This is a genomic window from Mucilaginibacter sp. UR6-11 (assembly GCF_020880695.1).
In the GTDB taxonomy this organism is placed as follows: domain Bacteria; phylum Bacteroidota; class Bacteroidia; order Sphingobacteriales; family Sphingobacteriaceae; genus Mucilaginibacter.
On record NZ_JAJIWO010000002.1, the window covers coordinates 207,044 to 227,258 of the forward strand.

Below are 20,215 nucleotides of genomic sequence, written 5' to 3' on the forward strand. Positions count from 1 at the left end.
TGCCAAAAATAAGTTTATTACTTTAAATAAATACTGGAGGGATCGTTTTGTGCTGTCTGGGGCAATTGTGCCTCGTCTTCCGGGGTTTGATCCAGCTCATTCAGTTGGTATTTGCGTATGATAGCTATCACTTGCGACGCCCATTTTTTGCTGCTGGCATAACCGCTGCGCTGGATGCTTTTAACCCATTTTTCGTAGTCATACAAGCTTAACTGGTCTGACAGGCGGCCCAATTGCTGGCGATGGGTAATGATACGGGCAAAGTCGTCAAAAGACTCCAGAATTGAATCGTACTTTTTATAGGCCGATGTTATCCTCTTATTGTTTTTATAGTATACAGTAGTACTGCCCCCTTTAAAACCAAACTGGTTGTTAAGACTTTTGGCTACGTTGCTGTTTCCGTTGCCCGACTCATGCATGGCTATGCCTAAAATTATGCTGGCCGGGATCCCGGTTTCGTGCATAATTTGTATGGCATTATCTTTGAACTGTTCGATGTAAGATTTTGAAGTGTTCTTTTGGGCAAACGCGGTAATGGATGATATTAGCAGCGTTGTAATCAGTAAGGTTTTCTTCATAATTATTTTTTTCTGATGAGCAATACACCGTCGCGCACAGGCAGGATGAGTTTTTCAACCCTTGTGTCAACAGCGATCCTGTCATTTAGTTTGCGGAAGCTTTCGGTATCGGCGTCTTTTTCGGTGCCATATACTTTCCCTTTCCACAAAACATTGTCAATTATTATTAATCCTCCGGACCTGACTTTGTCAAATATTAACTCAAAATAAAGTAAATTATTCTTTTTATCCGCATCAATAAACACGATATCGAATACTTCGGTGCTTAAAGTGCCTATTACATGCTCTGCAGGGCCAAAATGCAGCTTTATTTTTTTTTCCACATCTGTTAGTGAAAAATGCTTTTTAAGCATTTCTTCTAATTCGTGGTTAACTTCTATGGTGTGGATTATGCCGTCTTCGGCAAGCCCTTCGGCCAGGCAAATGGTAGCGTAGCCGGTAAATGTGCCTATTTCCAAAATACGTTTTGGCTGCATCATTTTGCTGAGCATGCTCAGCAACCTTCCCTGATAATGGCCCGACAGCATATTGGGCTTTAGCACCTTTAAATAGGTTTCTCTGTTTATAAATTGCAGGGCCTCCGGTTCCGGCTCGCAATGGTCATCAAGATAGGATTGTAAGTCGCCTGGCAAAATTTCCATGAGGCAAAGGTAAGCATTTTGAAATTAATGGGTTTTCTCCATCCAGCTCTGCAAGAGTATCACCGCCGAAATATTATCAACCAGCTCTTTATTCTGGCGTGCTTTTTTCCCCATACCGCTTTGCGCAATCGTTGCCGAGGCCATTTTTGAAGTGAAGCGCTCGTCCATCATCTCAACCGGGATCTGCGGGAAATTTTTTTTAAGCAAGCCGGCAAAGCCCTTTACGTGCGGGGCCGATTGTGAAGGCGTATTATTCATTTGCTTGGGCTCGCCAAGGATAAAGCGCTCAACGGGTTCGGCAGCCAGGTATTTTTTTAAAAACTCAATGATCTGGGTTGGGTGTATGGTATCCAATCCGGTCGCTATAATCTGTAACGGATCGGTCACCGCTATGCCAATGCGTTTGGTGCCGTAATCAAAGGCCATAATTCTCATGGCTTCGCTGTGATTGGTGATCGGTGATTAGAGATTAGACCTGTCATGCAGCAAATATAGCTTATTGCGTTATTTGTTGGTCAAAAACAACCAATCTCTAATCACCAATCTTTAATCTCTTAAATCTAATTATTACCTTGCACCAATGCAGTTTAAACAAATAGTGGGGCAGGCAGCCATAAAGCAACGGTTGATCAACTCGGTAAATGAGAACCGGGTTAGTCACGCGCAGCTTTTTTTGGGCCCTGAGGGATCAGGAAACCTGGCGCTGGCTGTCGCTTATGCGCAGTACCTGTCTTGCTTGGATAAACAGGCTGATGATTCGTGCGGCGAATGTTCATCGTGCCGCAAGTATCAAAAACTGATGCATCCCGATCTGCATTTTTCTTATCCTTTTTTCGCCAAGCATAAAGATGATACCGCTATTACCTTTATTGAACAATGGCGCGATGCTTTTTTGGCCTGGCCTTACCTTAATTTAGATATCTGGCGCGGATACCTTGATGCCGAAAACAAACAGGCTAATATTAATATTGCCGAGTGCCACCAGATCATCAAAAAATTAAGCTTTAAACCGTTTGAGTCTGATTATAAAATACTGATCCTTTGGCTACCCGAATACCTGGACAAAGAGGGTAACGCCCTGCTTAAAATTATTGAGGAGCCACAGCCAAACACTTTGTTTTTGTTGGTAGCTCAAAACCAGGATCAAATTTTAAATACCATCTTATCACGTACACAACTGATAAAAATACCGGCGCTGGGGTACGAAGAAATTAAGGAAAACTTAATCAGCCATCATCACCAAACAGAAAATGCCGCTGCTGAGATTGCCTATTTAAGTAACGGCAATTTAACTGACGCGCTGATTATGCTGCAACAGGATAATAAAAGCTATCATGCTTTATTTGTACAATGGTTGCGCCTATGCTTCGCCAATAAAGGGATAGAACTTGTTGCCTTTGTTGATCAGCTTTCAAAGATGGGTCGCGAAAATCAAAAAAACTTTTTACGCTACGGCATAAGTTTTATAAGAGAGTGTTGCCTGCTGATAGCCGGAGCGGGCGAATTGGTGCATTTGCCGGCTGCCGAGCTTGAAACGGCACAAAAACTAACTGCCATAATGAATATTTCCATGAACCAGGCCATTATTGCCGAATTGGAAAAGGCACATTATCACGTAGAAAGAAATGCAAACCCTAAAATTTTATTTTTAGATGTATCTTTACAAATTATGAGTTTTTTAAAACTTAAGTCAAGCCCGCAAGGGAATCAATATATAGCGAATTAATTATGGGATGTGGAAGTTGCTCAACGGGGGGTGGATGCTCGCCGGCAGGCTGCAAAAGTAATGGCTCATGCCTTACAAACGGATGCAGTAAATTAGATGTTTACGACTGGCTGTCACATATGGATATGCCTGTTAATTATAAGCCTTTTCCAATTGTTGAGATAAAATTTAAAGGTTCACGTAAAGAGTTCTTTTTAAATAACGATAATATTTACCTGGAAAACGGCGACCTGGTGGTGGTTGAGGCTACTACCGGCGGCTATGATATTGGCCACGTATCCATAACCGGCGAACTGGTGCGCATGCAAATGGTTAAGCGCCGGGTAAAAGAGGAAGATGTTTTAAAGAAGATCTATCGCCGGGCAACGCCTGCCGATGTGGATAAGTGGAAGGCGGCTAAGGATATGGAATGGGAAACCATGCACAGCGCGCGCAAGCTGGCGCTAAGCCTTAATCTGTCGATGAAGTTAAGCGACGTGGATTACCAGGCAGATAAAAGCAAAGCCACCTTTTACTATACGGCCGAGGGCCGCGTGGATTTCAGGGAACTGATCAAAAAAATGGCAGAGACCTTCCGCATTCGTATCGAGATGCGCCAGATCGGGATGCGCCAGGAAGCCAGCCGCTTGGGCGGTATTGGTTCATGCGGGCGCGAATTGTGCTGCTCTACCTGGTTAACCGACTTTAAAACCGTTTCAACCTCCGCTGCGCGTTATCAAAATCTGTCTCTTAATACCTTAAAGCTTGCCGGCCAATGCGGTAAATTAAAGTGTTGCTTAAATTATGAGCTGGACACTTATATGGATGCATTAAAACATATCCCTGAAAATGTAAATTACCTTAAAACCCTTAAAGGCGAGGCCCGCCTGCAAAAAACAGATATCTTTAAAAAGCAGATGTGGTTTAGCTATCCTCGCGAAGAATCATGGATAGCCGTGCCCTTGGCCCGGGTTAAAGAGATACAGCAAATGAACCGGGACGGAGTATTGCCCGACGATTTACTGGTATTTGTTGAGATTGAAAACGAACCGGTAAAAGCGCCTGACTACGAAAATGTTGTCGGCCAGGACAGCCTTACCCGTTTGGATGAGCGCAACCGCAATACCAATAAAAAGAAAAACAAAAATCGTAATAAAAACAAGCCGAACCCTAATGGCAGCCCTAACAGCAGCCAACCGCGGGCGGCGAATGTTGCGGCGCAGCCAAACACTGCCGGGCAACAAAATACAGGCGGGCAGCCAAGACCACAGGGCCAGCGGCCCGAAGGGGGAAATAATAATCCGAATCGTAACAGAAACCGAAATAGGAACAGGCCGAACCGACCGGATGGAAATCGCGGCGAGGGCGGGGGCGACAAACCAACACCGTAAGCAATGAAAAGCGCGTTAAAATATTTACTGCCCGTTATGGCAGCCTTTGTAGGGCTGGGCTGGGCTGGCTGTACAGACCCCGCCGCGGTTATCGATCAAAACACGGAGATTGTTAACAATAACTGGGCCTATACCAATAAAATAAACCATACCGTTAAAATTGACAATGAGCAAATTGCTTATAACTTATATTTTAACCTGCGGGTAACCGGCGATTATAAGTATTCAAACCTGTTTGTACTGGTTCATCAAACCAACCCGGATAAAAAAACAACTACTACCCGGTACGAACTTAAACTGGCCAATGCCGACGGGGAGTGGCTGGGACAGGGTTCGGGTAACCTGTATAGTTTCCAGATTCCTTTTAAACTGGATTATAAATTCCCGGCCAAAGGCACTTATATATTCCAGATAGAACAAAATATGCGTGATAATCCACTGCGTGAGATCAGCGACGTGGGCCTGCGGGTTGAAAAGGCAGAAAAGGCCAATTAATTATATCAAAACCGCGGCATATCCCGTTTGTTAAATAAAACTTACGGCTATGAAAAAGATATTTGCTATCCTGATTATACCTGTTCTCTCCTTATTTATTGCTTGTAACGGCGCCCGGCACAAAACCGGCGATGATAAACCCGATACCGGCTCAAATCATGGTTCCTCCGGGGCTTCTGATACCATAAACGGATCAGCCGCCCCATTTGCCGAGTCAACCAACGGAACAGATACCAGCAGCGACGGACATGGCGTTGATGATCCTTTGGTTGATACCGCAAAACCTAAAAAGCATAAGTAAATGTGCAGATGCATATATATGCAGATGTGCGGATAAACTAATTTGCAGACGCATGGTTATTGCTTTGTTCTCTTGCTTATAATCCTTTCTTGCGCATCTCGCTATTTGCACATTCGCACATTTTATCTACCTTCGTTTTGCTAATATTTTTATCAAAATGATTGTTGCCGTTTTAGTTGCCTGTGTTATAATTCTGCTGATTTCTGTACTGCTTTTTTTAAAAAAGCCCGCTGCTGCCGATGGAATTTCGGCGGATGAGTTTGCGCGCCTAAAAAATGATAATGCCGCGCTAAACATCGCCTTAGCTAAAGCCGAAGAACGCGCCCTGGGTTTAGGTTTAGAACGCGATAAGGCCGATAAACAATTGCAGGATGAGCGCGAACGCTATGATACCGCGGTTGCTGTTTTAAACCAGGAGCTGGTTATTGAAAAAAGCCGGATGGCAAAAGCCGAAGAATCATTTAAAGCACAGCGCGAACGCCTGGGCGAACAGGAAAAAAGTATCCAGGACATTCAGCAAAAATTTCAGAAAGAGTTTGAAAACGTTGCCGAAAAGCTTCTGAAAGAAAAATCGAAAGAGTTTATTGATGTTAACCGCACCAATTTAGATATCATCCTTAATCCGCTTAAAGAAAATTTAAAAGCTTTTGAGGATAAGGTGGACAAGGTATACAACATGGAAGCTGCCGAGCGCAATACCATGAAGGGCGTAATTACGCAATTAATGGAACTTAACCGCCAGATAAGCGATGAAGCCCAAAACTTAACCAAGGCTTTAAAGGGCGATAATAAAAAGCAGGGTAACTGGGGCGAAGTCATATTAGAAAAAGTATTGGAGCGTTCCGGCCTGGTTAAAGATCGCGAGTACCGTTTGCAGGCCAGCATAACCAGCCTTGACGGGGTCAGGATGCAGCCCGATGCCATTATTGACCTTCCGGATGAAAAACATTTAATCATCGACTCAAAGGTATCGCTGATAGCTTATGAGCGCCTGGTTAACTGCGAGACGGATGACGAGCGCAAACTATTCTCAAAGGCGCATGTAGAGTCGATACGCAGCCACGTAAATGGGCTGTCCTCAAAAAATTACCATGATCTTTACCAGATCAACTCGCCTGATTTTGTGTTGCTGTTTATTCCGATAGAATCATCATTTAGCTTTGCGGTGCAGATAGACTCTGAATTGTTTAGCGATGCCTGGGATAAAAGGGTAGTCATTGTTAGCCCGTCAACATTATTGGCCACACTGCGCACCATTGCCAGTATATGGAAACAGGAGCGCCAAAACCGCAACGTATTGGAAATTGCCCGTTTAAGCGGTGCCATGTATGATAAATTTGTAGGATTTGTTAACGATATGGAAGGTATCGGCAAAAACATCAAGCTAAGCCAAACTGCTTATGACAATGCCATTAACAAACTAACCGAAGGCAACGGCAACCTAATCAAAACTGCCGAAAAAATTAAGGGGCTGGGTGCCAAAGCCAATAAGCAATTAGACCAGAAATATATTGAGATTGGCGACGACGAGGTGACAGAATAGAAAGAGCTAATGCTGATTCATTAGCTCTCGTGTGTTTGACTCAAGCGCCGGCGGCGGCCAAATTTTTTTTAAGACTTATTACTTTTCACTATTAGGAAACGCGTTCCAACCCTGCGCTTTTAGAGGATGTACATTGCCGGCCTTGGTTATTAAATTACAGCCTGATGCCGGCTCGGTAATATGGCCAATGATGGTGATATCCATTTTAAACTTTATTTTTTCGTAGTCCGCTTGTTTTACGGTGAAAAGTAACTCATAATCTTCTCCGCCGCTTAAAGCGCAAACGGTGGGATCCAGGTTAAATTCACGGGCCGTTTCAAACGTCATGGGGTCAAGCGGTATTTTCTCTTCATAAATACTGCAGCCTTTACCGCTTTGCTTACAGATATGCATAATTTCTGACGCTAAACCGTCCGATACATCAATCATCGCCGTAGGCTTAACTTCAATTTCTTTTAACAGATCAATAATATCCCGGCGGGCCTCCGGTTTTAACTGGCGCTCTACAATATAATCTTTACCTTCCAGGTCAGGCTGGATATTTGGATTTTCAAGATAAATTAGTTTTTCACGTTCCAACAATTGCAAGCCAACATAAGCGCCGCCTAAATCACCGGATACACAGATCAGGTCACCCTCTTGCGCCCCACCACGATAAACTACATCCTCAGCATTGGCGTAACCAATTGAAGTAACACTCAGCACCAATCCTTGCTTTGACGAGGAGGTATCGCCGCCAACCAGGTCCACGCCATATTTTTCACAGGCGATATAAATCCCTTCATATATTTCCTCAACAGCCTCTATCGGGAATTTGCTTGACATACCGATTGAAACCGTTACTTGTGTAGCAGTACCATTCATAGCATAAATATCACTCAGGTTTACCTGTATGGCTTTATAGCCCAAATGTTTTAGGGGCGTATACGCCAAATCAAAATGGATTCCCTCTAACAGCATATCGGTTGATACCAGCATCCTTTTACCTTCAAAATCAAGTACGGCCGCATCATCTCCCACGCCTTTTATGGTACTTTTTTGTACCAGCTCTATATTTTTTGTCAGATGATTGATCAGGCCAAACTCGCCTAACGCCTCTATATTGGTTTTCTCTTTATTATCAAACATTGCCATACAACACCGTATTTTTTTTGAAGTGCAAAAATACGAAAGCTTCCATCAAATCAGGCTAATTAGTAGTAAAACAACTTTTTAAGCATTCGTTTCGTTAAAATCAGAAGTAATATTTTAATAACAGTTTAAAAAATTAATATACAATTAACATTTGATCACGATATTTACCACAAAAACATTTATCCATGAAATTTAGAAAATTACTCATTTACACGGGCCTGGCATCAGTAGTGATGATTACGGCCTGTAAAAAAAACGATTCTGCCACTAATCCGGGTACTACCGGAACTACAGGCACAACCGGTACTACCGGAACCACAGCTACTCCTTATACCATTACTGAAGATTTTGAAAACGGATCAAAAAGTAGCTATGGCGCCGCGGATATTAGCTTGGTCACCGGTTCATGGAACTTTAATGATGCATTGATAGGTAATTTAGCCGCTGACGCAAAAAACGGATCAAAATCTGTGCGGTTACGTACCGGTGATCTGCATATGAATTTTGATATCAACGGTTTAAAAACCCTGTTTATTAAACATGCTAAATATGGTACCGATGCAAATTCAACCTGGCAACTATTAATGTCAACAGATGGCGGAGCAACTTATTCGCAGGTAGGTACAGATATCAGCGAAACCAGTACAACATTGGTAACAGATTCATTTAAAGTTAGTGTTACAGGCAAAGTAAGGTTTGAGATTAAAAAAACCAGCGCAACTATCCGTGTAAATATTGATGATATTACTTTCAGAGGTACAGGTGATCCCGGGATTGTAGTTGGTACTCCTGACACACCCGGATCTGATACTACAAAAACTACCGCAGCCTCAACGCCACGCGGAGTTACTATTGGTAGCGATGCACCACCTGCATCTGGAGATAACAGCAACATACTTTTAGGTAATCCATCAAATGCACAAGCTTCTTTTGTTTTTAATACCAATTATTTAATAGATCAGGGATATTATGTTGAATCATATAGTAGTGTAAGGGGCGAACCTAACTGGGTTAGCTGGCATTTAGATGCTACAAACATTACAAATGCAACTGGTCGTTTAGATAATTTTGCAGGTTTTACAGGCTTAGATCCGGGCTGGTTCGCGGTACAAAGTAACAGTTATAGTGGCTCGGGTTTTGACAGAGGGCACAATTGTCCTTCTGCAGATCGTACAAGTTCTGTTAACGCAAACTCGGCCACCTTCCTGATGACTAATATGATTCCGCAAGCCCCTCAAAATAATCAGCAAACCTGGAGTAATTTAGAAAGCTACTTACGTGAACAAGTGGTTGCCGGCAATGAGGTTTATATCATCATGGGTAGCTATGGTACGGGCGGTATAGGCTCTATAAGTAGTGCCAAAATAAATACCATTGCTAATGGCAATATAACCGTACCCAGTAATGTTTGGAAGGTAGCCGTTATTTTACCTGCGGGCAGTGGCGATATCAGCCGTATAACTTCATCAACAAGAGTTATTGCGGTTAATACACCTAATGTAAATTCTATTAATGCCGATTGGAAAACATATATCGTAACCGTACGTGATATTGAAACCGCTACCGGTTATAATTTACTTTCAAATCTTCCACAAAATGTACAGGACGCACTTGAAGTAAAGAAAGATTCAGGTTTATAATACCAATCTACAGAATATAATAACCAAATAAAAAAGCGATAGGCAAATACCTATCGCTTTTAATTTTATAATTCTAATAAGCAAACTTATAAACCCAATTGTGCCGAGATCTCCAGCATCCTTTCGATAGGTTTTACGGCTCTAACAATAATATCAGCCGGAACTTCAATTTCCGGTAATTCATTCTTAAGACATAAATAAAGCTTCTCCAGCGTGTTTCTTTTCATGTGGGGGCAATCATTGCAGGCGCAATTATTATTCGGTGGCGCGGGTATAAACACCTTATCAGGGTTATCTTTCTGCATCTGGTGGATAATACCAGGCTCAGTGGCTACAATGAACTCTTTTTCGGGTCTGCCGGTAGCGTATTTTAAAATTCCTGTGGTTGATCCTATATAATCTGCCATTTGCAGTATTACCTCTTCACATTCAGGATGCGCTAATAATTTAGCATTGGGGTATCTTTCTTTTAGCCTGGTAATCTTCTCCCTTGAAAATATTTCATGTACCATGCAGGCACCGTTCCAAAGCACCAGGTCACGCCCGGTTTTTTTAGCAACATAAGCACCTAAATTTTTATCAGGTCCAAATATTATCTTTTGATCTGCAGGCAGACTTTCCACAATTTGGACGGCGTTGCTTGAGGTACAAACAATATCGCTTAAGGCTTTTAACTCGGCAGTACAATTTACATAGGTTATCACCAGGTGATCCGGATACTGCTCTTTAAATTTTTTAAACAGATGCGGCGGGCAACTGTCTGCTAATGAGCATCCCGCTTTTATGTCTGGCAATAATACCTTTTTTGTTGGTGATAAGATCTTGGCTGTTTCGGCCATGAAGTGTACGCCGGCAAATACAATAATATCGGCGTCAGTTTTTGCAGCTTGTTGCGATAGTCCCAAACTATCTCCAATATAATCTGCAATGTCTTGTATATCAGCATCCTGATAGTAGTGAGCAAGTATAACTGCATTTTTTTCTTTTTTAAGTTTTTCTATTTCATCAAAAAGGTCAAGCGTTGGGTCTATAAATTCCTCGGCGTAGCCTTTCAGTTTTATTTCTTCGAAGATATCCATTTCAACAATTCAATTAATAACAATGATTTTTTTATATAAAAAGAAACTATTGTTATTGGTGTGTTAGTTATGTTTAAAAGTTAGCAGTTGTTTTTATTAAAATGTTGTTTTTAACTAGTTACTAACAGCCGGCTAATAATTTTTAGTATTTATTTTATTGATTATTAGATTGCTGTGATAATCAACTTTTATTTTAAAAACTTATTTGTTAATATTTTATTGATGTTTGTAATGTTAGTTAAGTGGTAAAACAGACGCAAAAGTCGCTTAAAAATTGTTATCATTATCAGTAATTAGTAAGGTTATCCACTATTTAATTACTTGTTAGGTTTTTGCTTACACAAAATTAACATCTTTGAACCCTATTGTTAACATACTTTATAATTTTACACACCTAACACATATTATATGTCCAAATCTGTGGATTTTCTGGTAGTTGGTTCCGGCATAGCCGGATTAAGTTTTGCATTAAAAGCTGCTAAACATGGTAAGGTATTGATAGTTACAAAATCAAACGAGGATGAATCAAACACCAAATATGCCCAGGGCGGTGTGGCGGTTGTTGTTGATAAAAAGGAAGATTCTTTTGAAAAACATATAAATGACACGTTAATTGCCGGTGATGGGCTATGTGATAAGGAAGTTGTGGAAATTGTAGTAAAAGAGGGCCCCGACCGAATTAATGAAATTATAGATTACGGAACCAGTTTTGACAAGACAAACGAAGGTATTTATGACCTGGCAAAAGAGGGAGGACACTCTGAATTCAGGGTGTTGCATTATAAAGATATAACGGGTTTTGAAATAGAACGTTCGTTGCTTGAGCAGATCCATCAAAATCCTAATATTGAAATATTAACGCATTATTTTGCGGTTGATTTAATTACCCAGCACCATTTAGGCGAGTTTGTAGATAAATCATCTGATGATATTACCTGTTATGGTATTTATGCTTTAAATACCGTAACTAACGAGGTTGAGAAATTCTTATCCAGGGTTACGGTAATGGCATCGGGCGGTGCCGGCCATATCTATTCGGTAACTACTAACCCTACCATCGCCACCGGCGATGGCGTGGCTATGGTTTATCGTGCAAAGGGAAAGGTTAGAAATATGGAATTTATCCAGTTCCATCCTACAGCTTTATACAATCCCGGAGATTATCCGTCATTTTTGATATCTGAAGCGGTACGTGGTTTTGGGGGGATATTAAAACGTACCAACGGAGAAGAGTTTATGCAGGAATATGATGAACGCAGGTCATTAGCGCCGCGCGATATCGTTGCCCGGGCCATTGATGCCGAGATAAAGAAATCAGGCGAAGACTACGTTTACCTGGATATTCGTCATCGCAGTAAAAAAGATATTTTAAAGCATTTCCCAAATATATATGCCAAATGTTTAGAGATAGGTATTGACATGACCAAGGACATGATCCCGGTTTCGCCGGCTTGTCATTATATGTGTGGCGGGGTAATGGTAGATCATTATGGCCAGTCGTCTATCAGGCGTCTGTATGCCTGCGGAGAGTGCTCATCAACCGGCTTACATGGGGCTAACCGGTTGGCATCTAATTCGTTATTGGAGGCGTTGGTATTTGCGCACCGGATTTATAAAAATGCTATTGATCAATTTGAAAGTATTTCCATACCTGAAAATATACCCGATTGGGATGAAAAGGGCGTAAAGCTGTCTAACGAAGATATACTGGTTACGCATAACGTGCGCGAGATGCAAAAGCTAATGAATGACTATGTAGGTATAGTTCGTTCTGATTTTAGATTAGAAAGGGCCATGCGCCGGCTAGGGTTACTATATGAAGAAACAGAATCATTTTATAAGCAAACCAAGCTATCCGTTAAACTTTGCGAGCTGCGTAACCTGATCCAGGTATCTTATATAGTTGTAAAATCAGCCATGATGCGTAAAGAAAGCAGGGGATTGCATTATACAACTGATTATCCTGAGCACCAGGATGTTTTGGAGGATACGGTGTTTTGAAATTTATGATCACTTCAAAGTTCAAATACTGGATAGTTTTATCAGCGCTAATAGCAATTGTCATTATTAGCATTGGTGTTACCATTATTTATCATTTAAATGATATCATCGAAAAGGAGTCTCCTGTTTTTTTAAAATATTCTTCATAACGTGGTATTTATTATTTGCTTCTATAATAATATTAGGTGAAGTAAGGACAAAATGTATTAAGCTTACATTATATGCTGAATATTTTGAGAGAGCGGGGTTTTTCGGTTTAGGAATAAAACGAAGATATCAGTATTTCCGAATTAGAAGGGTATAATTTATCGGAACTTTATTCTAAAGGAAGAATGTACGAATACCTCTATCTTATTAAAGATGGAAAGAAAATTGTAAAAATATCTGAATATTACCATGCAAATTACTGCGAATTAAAAAACATGATAATTGGAAGGGACTTAAGAAGTCTTGGAAAAACTCATTGGGGTTTCTTTATTGAAATAAAAGATACTTTTACTTTTTAAAGAGCGGAAAACGGGATTCGAACCCGCGGCCTTCAGTTTGGGAAACTGATGCTCTACCAACTGAGCTATTTCCGCTTATAGTACATCAAAAATAACAAAAATTAGATTTCTTGGTGTAAATTCACTCCTACAATAATTCACTCAATCACTATTAGCACCATGCCCGTTATCCTACCCGTAAAAGACAAATCCCCAAGCTGGGGGCAAGAATGTTTCATTGCCGAAAATGCTACTATAGTTGGCGATGTTGTGATGGGCGATAAATGTTCGGTATGGTTCAACGCGGTTATCAGGGGCGATGTTAATTATATAACAATTGGCAATAACTCCAATATCCAGGACGGTGCGGTTATCCACTGTACTTATAATGGCGCCGCTACGCATATCGGTAATTATGTATCTATCGGTCATAATGCGCTGGTACATGGCTGTACCCTTAAAGATCATTCGCTGGTAGGCATGGGGGCCATTGTAATGGATCACGCAGTGGTTGAAGAATATGTAATAATAGGTGCGGGTTCGGTTGTGCTTGAAAAGACAATTTGCGAATCGGGCTATTTATACGCCGGAACACCTGCAAAAAAAATCAAACCAATAACCGACGAACAACGCGCCCTGCTTGATAAACTTCCCGATAATTACGTAATGTACGCCGGTTGGTTTAAGGCGTAATAACCTCCCTGGGTATAGTTACGGCTTCTTCCGAATCCCAGTTGGGCCGTAACGTAAATATCTTATCGTAAACCCAGATATTCTCCGGCTGGCGGCCTTCTTTTACACTGCCCGAGTCCCATTTGCCGTTTCGGTTATTATCATATATAACCCGGAGTGAAAACTTGCCGATATAATAATTACGGTAGGTCAGCTTTGTTTTTTTGGTGACGACATCACTTCGTAAAGGATTGCCTTGGTCGTTTAACAATTCAACCACGTACATTTTTGAGCTATCCGGAACAGTGATATCCAGCGTAAGGTTACTATAGTTTTCAGGCTTATTCTGGAAGAATTTTTTGACCTGCCGTTTATTTTTGTCGCCGTAAATGCTGGTGAAAGCTGCTTCATCAATAATCAATTGATAATTAACTTTTTGGCGCCAACGATATTTTAAGGTAAAATTTTTGGTGCTGCCGGTATCCCTCGTTAAGGTATATCTAACTTGCGTGGAGTCTTCCTTTAAAGTGATCAAAGTCGGGTCGAACGAATCTATAGGTAAATTAGAATACAGATGGAGGTCGTCACCGGGTTTAAGCTCACCACCGATGCTTATGCCAAATCTGAAAGCAACGTTTTTAGTAAAAGATTCTTTACGGCCCTTACGCAGGTAGGTGGTATCTACCGGTTTGTTATTATCATAAAAGGCGAAACGCACCGAGTCAAAATCCATATTCTTCGAATAGATCAGCACGCTGTCTCCGGTTTTGTTAAAATCAACTATCTTTTGCTCATCCAGGCCGGGGGGGTAAATTATTTTAACCGACGGCCGGGCAAGCGGCTTATTAAATGAGAATGACATTCCGCCATCAGGCAGGAACTTGTGGTCGGTAAAACGAAATTTGGTTGGCGACTGTTTAAATAATTTTAAGCTGATAGCCGAGGTATCATGGGTAAAATTTATGGGCCTGGTTGAGAACCCGATCAATTCATTATCGTTGTTGTATATTTTATCACCGCCTTGTTCCTTCAGGGCGTATATTTTATAGACACCTTCTTTTAAGTTACTCAATTTAAAATTTCCGGACGAGTCGGTGGTGGTATAGATACTTGGCTTCTTTTTTCCAAATAACAGCGAATCCTGTTTTAGCGTAAACAGCATTACCGTGATATCTTTTTCTTTAAGCCCGGTTTGCGTATTAGTTACCGATCCTGCCATCGTCAAAGAGTCGATGTGGTTGCCGGTTGAAAAAACGTAGGTGAAATTTTTGAGGATATTGTTTTCATTAACGTCGCCAATAGCTTTGCCAAAATTAATTACATAGGTTGTATTTTTCTGCAAGGTATCGCGAAGCTCAATGATCAAACTTTTTTGGCGGATTTTAAAGTTGGGTGTTTTATCCGGGGCAGGAAAAACTGTGACTTCCTGAAACTGGTTATTCAATTTAAAGTACTCGTCAAAATCCAGCCGGATTTCTTTGGCGGAAAAGTTGTGCATTAAATTTGGTGGATTTGCCTTGATTAACTTTGGCGGGTCGTGATCTTTTGGCCCTCCCTGTGGGCGTTGTTGTACAGCGCAGCCCAAAGCGACGATCGCGACCAAAAAACCCAGGAAAATCTGCTGCAAAAACAGCCCTTTTTTATTTAACGTCATTTTTAAGCGAAATAAGCGATTTTTTTAGTTTGATGAGTAATACTATTCGGATTTAAAAAAAACGGCTTAAATTTAATATTTTATAAATGGTTGATTTACAGTTTGTTATAAGCTATCTGGACATATGAACCATCAAAACGGATATGTCGGATGGTGACACGCCGGAAATTCGGGATGCCTGGCCTAGAGTACGCGGTTTTATCTTCATTAATTTTTCGCGGGCTTCTTTTGACAGGGATTGCATTTGCTGATAATTAAAATCCGGATTGATCTCTTTATGTTCCATTTTTTTCATTCGTTCAACAATATCCATTTCCTTTTCAAAATAACTCTCATATTTAATTTTTATTTCAGCCTGCTCAATAGTTTCTTTATCGTAGGCTGATAGATAATTTGCGAGGACCGGGTCGACGGTTAGCAGATCATTAATTGCCACTTGCGGCCGGCTTAGTAAATTAAACAATTTTGTTGTTTGAGATACAGGTGATGTATTCAGGTTTTCCAGTAAGGTATTTACGCTGGCCTGGTCTATTGCCCGGGTGCGGGTGTAGGCGACGATGTCGTCCGAGTTTTTTATTTTCTCTTTTACTTTCTCCAACCGTTCATCGCTGATCAATCCCAGCTCATGGCCAATAGGACTCAGGCGGATATCGGCATTATCCTGGCGAAGCAATAAGCGATGCTCTGCACGGGAGGTAAACATTCTATATGGTTCTTCGGTTCCTTTAGTCACCAGGTCGTCTATCAAAACGCCGATATATGATTCTGATCTTTTCATGATCAGTTCGTGTTTGTCCTTTAATTTTTGGTGAGCGTTTATGCCGGCTATGAATCCCTGGGAGGCGGCTTCTTCATAACCGGTTGTGCCGTTTATCTGGCCGGCGAAATAAAGATTGCTTATCAATTTGGTTTCTAAAGTCAGGCCCAGTTGGGTTGGCGGGAAGTAGTCATATTCGATAGCATAGCCCGGACGGAACATTTTAGCATTTTCAAAGCCGGGTATTTGAGTCAGTGCCTTGTATTGCACATCCTCCGGTAACGAGGTTGAGAAACCGTTAACATAAATCTCTACAGTATTTAATCCTTCAGGTTCAACAAAGATCTGGTGGCGTTCGCGTTCCGCAAAACGGTTGATCTTGTCTTCGATCGAAGGGCAATAGCGCGGGCCCAGTCCTTTGATTCGTCCAGTAAACATCGGTGATTTTTCAAAACCCTCTTTTAGTGTTTCGTGTACTTTAGTATTGGTATAAGTTATCCAGCAACAGCGTTGTTCCTGTATTCGCTCAACAGCTGTATACGAAAAACGGCCCCGGACATCATCGCCCCATTGCTCTTCCATTACGGAGTAATTTAAACTGCGGCCATCAATACGTGGTGGCGTGCCTGTTTTCATCCGGCCTGATTCAAATCCCAGTGTTATTAATTGTTCCGTTATCCCGGTAGTTGCTTTCTCGGCCGCACGGCCTCCACCAAATTTCTTTTCGCCGATATGGATTACTCCATTCATAAAGGTGCCATTTGTTAATACCACCGCATCGGCTGCTATTTCTATCCCTAAAGATGTGCGAACGCCTTTAATCGTATTATTGGTTACGAGCAATGAATTAACGGTGTCCTGCCAAAAATCAACATTGGGTATTCTTTCCAGAGCCAGGCGCCATTCCTCAGCGAAACGCATGCGGTCGCTTTGAGCACGAGGGCTCCACATGGCAGGCCCCTTTGATAAGTTAAGCATCCTGAACTGAATAGAGGTTTTATCAGTAACAATGCCCGAATAACCGCCCATTGCATCAATTTCGCGAACGATCTGTCCCTTGGCTACGCCACCCATAGCCGGGTTGCAACTCATCTGCGCTATAGTGCCCATATTCATAGTAATTAACAGAACAGATGATCCCAGGTTAGCCGCCGCTGCTGCTGCCTCACAGCCGGCATGTCCGGCACCCACTACAATTACGTCGTATTTCTTAAACATTTCCAACCTCCATGTTCCACGTGGAACATTAAATGTATGCTATTTTAAAATGTTCCACGTGGAACATTTGGTTATTTATTTACGTCCCGTGTTCCACGTGGAACATTAAAAAATGAAACCAGTGCAAAGCCCGCCCATATACTTTCTAAAACCACAAAAGGGTAGAAGCTGATCATATACGACGAAATACCGCACATGGCTGCGCCGACAAAATTCAATGCGGTATAGCCGCGACTGTTTGCAGACATCTTCTTGTATAAATTTAACAAAAAGGCGATTAAAAGAATAATAACGCCTAATGAGGCTATAACATCTGATAGTTTCATTTGGCTTCTTTTAAATCTGATAGTTCCAGCCAGCGCAGGCTTTTTTCATCCAGGTCGGTTGTCAGGTCGCTTATCTTCTTCGCCGTTTCTACAATTGTCGTATTATCGGCTCCCGAATTTAGCTTAGTATTAAGTTCTTTTATTTGATTCTCAAGAAGGATTATGTCTTTTTCTAACGTATCCATTTCTTTTTGTTGCTTAAAGCTCAGTTTGTTTTTCGGCGCTGACGCGGTGGCTGGTGTTGCTCCGGCAGCTTTATCCGCCCGGTCCTGTTGTTTTTGATCCTCCTGCTCCAGGCGATAAGATGAATAATTTCCATTGTATATTCTTACTTTACCTTTTTCTTCGACAATAAAAAGCTGCTCTGTTAGCTTATCCAGCAAGTACCTATCGTGTGATACGATCATTAAAACACCGCCGTAGTTGGTCAGAAATTCTTCTAAAACATTCAGAGTATCTATATCCAGATCATTGGTGGGCTCATCCAGAATAAGGAAATTCGGGTTTTTCATCAGGATGCTCATTAATTGCAGCCGTTTCTTTTCGCCACCACTCAGCTTAGAAATAAACCCATATTGTTTTGCCGGAGGGAAAAGAAATAAGGTAAGCAGGGCCGATGCCGATATCATCTTTCCGTCCGCCATCGTTATAAACTCAGCAACGTTTTTTACAATATCAATTACCCGTTCGTCCTCTTTAAAGGTTATGCCCGACTGGTGAAAATATCCTAAAACCGTTGTTTCTCCTTTTTCAATATGCCCGCCATCTGGTTGCAAGCTACCGGTAATCATATTTAAAAGGGTTGATTTTCCGCTGCCGTTCTTGCCGGCTAAACCAATCCGGTCTCCTTTTTTAAATACATAATTAAAGTGATCTACATACGTATTGCCATTAAACGCTTTACTAATGTTATGTATTTCCATGATCTTGTTGCCCTGGCGCGCGGTTTTCACACTTAGTTCTACCGTTTGTTTCGGCCCGCCGTTTTGTGTTTTAGCCTCCAGGTCATAAAAAGCGTCAATCCTCGCTTTTGATTTGGTTCCCCGGGCTTTGGGTTGCCTGCGCATCCACTCCAGCTCTTTACGTAAAAGATTCGCGTTTTTATGGAAGGTTGCTTCGTCTGAAGCTTCCCGCTCAGCCTTTCTTTCTAAATAATAGCCGTAATTTCCAACATAAGGGATGATCTTGCCCCGGTCAATTTCCAAAATCTCATTGCAAACATTATCCAGGAAATATCTGTCGTGCGTCACCATTAGTATGGTTTTAGAGCCATCGGTCAGTAATTTCTCCAACCATTCAATCGTATCAATATCCAGGTGATTGGTAGGCTCATCCAGAATATAAAGGTCCGGATCTTCTATCAGCAATTTGGCTAAGGCCAGGCGCTTTTTCTGACCGCCGGATAATGTAGTTATACTTTGATTAAGGTGGTGGATATCCAATCGCCCTAAAATTGTTTTAATCTTATATTCATACTCCCAGGCATCAACCTCGCTCAACTCTTCCATTACCGCGTCAAGCGCTTTAACATTGTCCGGGTCATTCTCTAAAAGCTCCTCATATTTGCGGATGGCTTGTTGCTGCACATTGTCGGCATGGAAGATATAATCACTTATCGTAACTGCGTCTTTAAAGCCAGGGTCCTGTTCAAGGTATCCCATCCGGAGATCTTTTGTTTGTACAACCTTGCCTTCTGTCGGCAAAAACTGGCCGGCCAGCAGCTTTAATAATGTTGACTTACCGGCACCGTTTATCCCAACTAAGGCCACGCGCCGCCCCCGGTTTATACCAAGCGTTATGTTTTTAAAGAGCCAGTTGTCATGAAATGAGTGGCCAAGATTTTCTACAGAGATATACGTACTCACGCTTGTTGTTTTATTTTATCAGATGTATAAATAAATACACCCTTTTTGTTTTTTAAAGATTGTTTAAACATTGCCCGGGCAACATCGCCGGCCCGTATGGCCCGGTATTTTTTTAGTCTGCCAAATAAAAGCGGACCAATTAATGTCATTAGACAAACCGCCATTTGTTCCACCAACCTGGGTTTTTTACGGCGGCCAATTAATACAGAGGGCTCATAAATATGAAGGCTTTTTAAGCCGATCTTTTTAATATCTTTTTCTGTATCGCCCTTTACCCTTGTGTAAAAGTTAGACGATTTTGAACTTGCACCAATTGCCGAAACCAGGTGATATTGCAAAACACCGTTTTTTAAGGCTATCCGTGCTAATTCAAGCGGATAATCATGATCCACTTTTATATATTCTGTTAAATTGGGTGTTTGCTTTTTTGTTGTACCTAAACAACAAAATAAAACATCGCCATTAACAGCATCCGTAAATTGCTCAAGGCAGTCAAAATCCGCAATAAGCTGTGTTAATTTGGTGTTGGTTGATTTTACCTTTTTACGGGATATGCTTAAAACTTCACTATATTCCGGTTGAGCTAAAAGAATATCCAACAAATTACTGCCAATTAGTCCGCTTGCCCCTACAATTATTGCTTTCTTTGTCATTAAAAGACTTTGGATTCGGCAAAAATACACATTATTAATGATTGGAATAAATATTGTATGTTTAAACATGTAAATTT

18 protein-coding genes and 1 tRNA gene are annotated in these 20,215 nt (G+C 41.4%); 8 read left to right on the forward strand and 11 right to left on the reverse strand.

Annotated elements, in window-relative coordinates; translation table 11 throughout:
- Positions 1–17: 17 nt before the first annotated feature.
- Genes LJ658_RS06315 through ruvX form a run of 3 tightly spaced genes read right to left on the reverse strand, consistent with a single transcriptional unit; the run spans position 18 to position 1,654 of the window.
- Positions 18–578: a glucosaminidase domain-containing protein gene (locus LJ658_RS06315; protein WP_230545630.1), complete on the reverse strand. Its 561-nt coding sequence runs from the start codon at positions 576–578 to the stop codon at positions 18–20.
- A gap of 2 nt (positions 579–580) precedes the next feature.
- Positions 581–1,219: an O-methyltransferase gene (locus tag LJ658_RS06320; protein ID WP_230545631.1), complete on the reverse strand. Its 639-nt coding sequence runs from the start codon at positions 1,217–1,219 to the stop codon at positions 581–583.
- Between the two features lie 24 nt (positions 1,220–1,243).
- Positions 1,244–1,654 carry a Holliday junction resolvase RuvX gene (gene ruvX, locus LJ658_RS06325; RefSeq protein WP_230545632.1) on the reverse strand — a complete coding sequence of 137 codons (411 nt, stop codon included), beginning with the start codon at positions 1,652–1,654 and terminating at the stop codon, positions 1,244–1,246.
- Between the two features lie 145 nt (positions 1,655–1,799).
- Here ruvX and LJ658_RS06330 point away from each other — a divergent pair, with 145 nt between their 5' ends.
- From LJ658_RS06330 to rmuC, 5 genes are all read left to right on the forward strand, one after another.
- Positions 1,800–2,945: an ATP-binding protein gene (locus LJ658_RS06330; protein WP_230545633.1), complete on the forward strand. Its 1,146-nt coding sequence runs from the start codon at positions 1,800–1,802 to the stop codon at positions 2,943–2,945.
- Positions 2,946–2,947: 2 nt separating this feature from the next.
- Positions 2,948–4,315: a regulatory iron-sulfur-containing complex subunit RicT gene (locus LJ658_RS06335; RefSeq protein ID WP_230545634.1), complete on the forward strand. Its 1,368-nt coding sequence runs from the start codon at positions 2,948–2,950 to the stop codon at positions 4,313–4,315.
- A 3-nt stretch (positions 4,316–4,318) separates the two neighbouring features.
- Entirely contained in the window at positions 4,319–4,810 is a 492-nt protein-coding gene (locus LJ658_RS06340; protein ID WP_230545635.1) for a gliding motility lipoprotein GldH, read from the forward strand.
- A gap of 49 nt (positions 4,811–4,859) precedes the next feature.
- Complete coding sequence (locus LJ658_RS06345) at positions 4,860–5,111, forward strand: hypothetical protein (RefSeq protein WP_230545636.1); 252 nt, start codon at positions 4,860–4,862, stop codon at positions 5,109–5,111.
- Positions 5,112–5,268: 157 nt separating this feature from the next.
- Positions 5,269–6,654: a DNA recombination protein RmuC gene (gene rmuC, locus LJ658_RS06350; protein WP_230545637.1), complete on the forward strand. Its 1,386-nt coding sequence runs from the start codon at positions 5,269–5,271 to the stop codon at positions 6,652–6,654.
- A gap of 78 nt (positions 6,655–6,732) precedes the next feature.
- Here rmuC and thiL read toward each other — a convergent pair whose 3' ends face one another.
- Positions 6,733–7,782, reverse strand: a complete 1,050-nt coding sequence (gene thiL / locus LJ658_RS06355) for a thiamine-phosphate kinase (RefSeq protein WP_230546149.1) — start codon at positions 7,780–7,782, stop codon at positions 6,733–6,735.
- Positions 7,783–7,973: 191 nt separating this feature from the next.
- Here thiL and LJ658_RS06360 point away from each other — a divergent pair, with 191 nt between their 5' ends.
- A complete protein-coding gene (locus LJ658_RS06360; protein ID WP_230545638.1) occupies positions 7,974–9,428 on the forward strand; it encodes a DNA/RNA non-specific endonuclease in 1,455 nt (484 codons plus the stop codon).
- An 86-nt stretch (positions 9,429–9,514) separates the two neighbouring features.
- Here the strand turns inward: LJ658_RS06360 and nadA are convergent, their stop codons facing one another.
- Positions 9,515–10,507, reverse strand: coding sequence for a quinolinate synthase NadA (gene nadA, locus LJ658_RS06365; RefSeq protein ID WP_230545639.1), 993 nt, complete (start codon positions 10,505–10,507; stop codon positions 9,515–9,517).
- Between the two features lie 408 nt (positions 10,508–10,915).
- Between nadA and nadB the strand changes: the two genes are divergently transcribed.
- Positions 10,916–12,508, forward strand: coding sequence for an L-aspartate oxidase (gene nadB, locus LJ658_RS06370; RefSeq protein ID WP_230545640.1), 1,593 nt, complete (start codon positions 10,916–10,918; stop codon positions 12,506–12,508).
- Positions 12,509–13,016: 508 nt separating this feature from the next.
- Here nadB and LJ658_RS06375 read toward each other — a convergent pair.
- A tRNA-Gly gene (locus tag LJ658_RS06375) sits at positions 13,017–13,089 on the reverse strand.
- 84 nt (positions 13,090–13,173) lie between these two features.
- Between LJ658_RS06375 and LJ658_RS06380 the strand changes: the two genes are divergently transcribed.
- Complete coding sequence (locus LJ658_RS06380; protein WP_230545641.1) at positions 13,174–13,686, forward strand: gamma carbonic anhydrase family protein; 513 nt, start codon at positions 13,174–13,176, stop codon at positions 13,684–13,686.
- Here the strand turns inward: LJ658_RS06380 and LJ658_RS06385 are convergent.
- The 5 genes from LJ658_RS06385 to LJ658_RS06405 all read right to left on the reverse strand — a co-directional run bounded on the left by LJ658_RS06385 (position 13,676) and on the right by LJ658_RS06405 (position 20,138).
- Positions 13,676–15,319: an Ig-like domain-containing protein gene (locus tag LJ658_RS06385; protein ID WP_230545642.1), complete on the reverse strand. Its 1,644-nt coding sequence runs from the start codon at positions 15,317–15,319 to the stop codon at positions 13,676–13,678. The genes LJ658_RS06380 and LJ658_RS06385 overlap by 11 nt on opposite strands.
- A 112-nt stretch (positions 15,320–15,431) precedes the next feature.
- Positions 15,432–17,294: a tRNA uridine-5-carboxymethylaminomethyl(34) synthesis enzyme MnmG gene (gene mnmG, locus LJ658_RS06390; RefSeq protein WP_230545643.1), complete on the reverse strand. Its 1,863-nt coding sequence runs from the start codon at positions 17,292–17,294 to the stop codon at positions 15,432–15,434.
- A 71-nt stretch (positions 17,295–17,365) separates the two neighbouring features.
- Positions 17,366–17,620 carry a hypothetical protein gene (locus tag LJ658_RS06395; protein ID WP_230545644.1) on the reverse strand — a complete coding sequence of 85 codons (255 nt, stop codon included), beginning with the start codon at positions 17,618–17,620 and terminating at the stop codon, positions 17,366–17,368.
- Complete coding sequence (locus tag LJ658_RS06400) at positions 17,617–19,485, reverse strand: ABC-F family ATP-binding cassette domain-containing protein (RefSeq protein ID WP_230545645.1); 1,869 nt, start codon at positions 19,483–19,485, stop codon at positions 17,617–17,619. The genes LJ658_RS06395 and LJ658_RS06400 overlap by 4 nt, the downstream gene beginning before the upstream one ends.
- Complete coding sequence (locus LJ658_RS06405; protein WP_230545646.1) at positions 19,482–20,138, reverse strand: NAD-dependent epimerase/dehydratase family protein; 657 nt, start codon at positions 20,136–20,138, stop codon at positions 19,482–19,484. Before LJ658_RS06405 ends, LJ658_RS06400 begins: the two co-directional genes overlap by 4 nt.
- Positions 20,139–20,215 lie beyond the last annotated feature (77 nt).

What these genes read in the sequence shown, in the direction of transcription:
- LJ658_RS06315 (WP_230545630.1), bottom strand. Translation starts at nt 578, where the DNA reads ATGAAGAAAACCTTACTGATTACAACGCTGCTAATATCATCCATTACC.
- LJ658_RS06320 (WP_230545631.1), bottom strand. Translation starts at nt 1,219, where the DNA reads ATGGAAATTTTGCCAGGCGACTTACAATCCTATCTTGATGACCATTGC.
- ruvX (WP_230545632.1), bottom strand. Translation starts at nt 1,654, where the DNA reads ATGAGAATTATGGCCTTTGATTACGGCACCAAACGCATTGGCATAGCG.
- LJ658_RS06330 (WP_230545633.1), top strand. Translation starts at nt 1,800, where the DNA reads ATGCAGTTTAAACAAATAGTGGGGCAGGCAGCCATAAAGCAACGGTTG.
- LJ658_RS06335 (WP_230545634.1), top strand. Translation starts at nt 2,948, where the DNA reads ATGGGATGTGGAAGTTGCTCAACGGGGGGTGGATGCTCGCCGGCAGGC.
- LJ658_RS06340 (WP_230545635.1), top strand. Translation starts at nt 4,319, where the DNA reads ATGAAAAGCGCGTTAAAATATTTACTGCCCGTTATGGCAGCCTTTGTA.
- LJ658_RS06345 (WP_230545636.1), top strand. Translation starts at nt 4,860, where the DNA reads ATGAAAAAGATATTTGCTATCCTGATTATACCTGTTCTCTCCTTATTT.
- rmuC (WP_230545637.1), top strand. Translation starts at nt 5,269, where the DNA reads ATGATTGTTGCCGTTTTAGTTGCCTGTGTTATAATTCTGCTGATTTCT.
- thiL (WP_230546149.1), bottom strand. Translation starts at nt 7,782, where the DNA reads ATGTTTGATAATAAAGAGAAAACCAATATAGAGGCGTTAGGCGAGTTT.
- LJ658_RS06360 (WP_230545638.1), top strand. Translation starts at nt 7,974, where the DNA reads ATGAAATTTAGAAAATTACTCATTTACACGGGCCTGGCATCAGTAGTG.
- nadA (WP_230545639.1), bottom strand. Translation starts at nt 10,507, where the DNA reads ATGGATATCTTCGAAGAAATAAAACTGAAAGGCTACGCCGAGGAATTT.
- nadB (WP_230545640.1), top strand. Translation starts at nt 10,916, where the DNA reads ATGTCCAAATCTGTGGATTTTCTGGTAGTTGGTTCCGGCATAGCCGGA.
- LJ658_RS06380 (WP_230545641.1), top strand. Translation starts at nt 13,174, where the DNA reads ATGCCCGTTATCCTACCCGTAAAAGACAAATCCCCAAGCTGGGGGCAA.
- LJ658_RS06385 (WP_230545642.1), bottom strand. Translation starts at nt 15,319, where the DNA reads ATGACGTTAAATAAAAAAGGGCTGTTTTTGCAGCAGATTTTCCTGGGT.
- mnmG (WP_230545643.1), bottom strand. Translation starts at nt 17,294, where the DNA reads ATGTTTAAGAAATACGACGTAATTGTAGTGGGTGCCGGACATGCCGGC.
- LJ658_RS06395 (WP_230545644.1), bottom strand. Translation starts at nt 17,620, where the DNA reads ATGAAACTATCAGATGTTATAGCCTCATTAGGCGTTATTATTCTTTTA.
- LJ658_RS06405 (WP_230545646.1), bottom strand. Translation starts at nt 20,138, where the DNA reads ATGACAAAGAAAGCAATAATTGTAGGGGCAAGCGGACTAATTGGCAGT.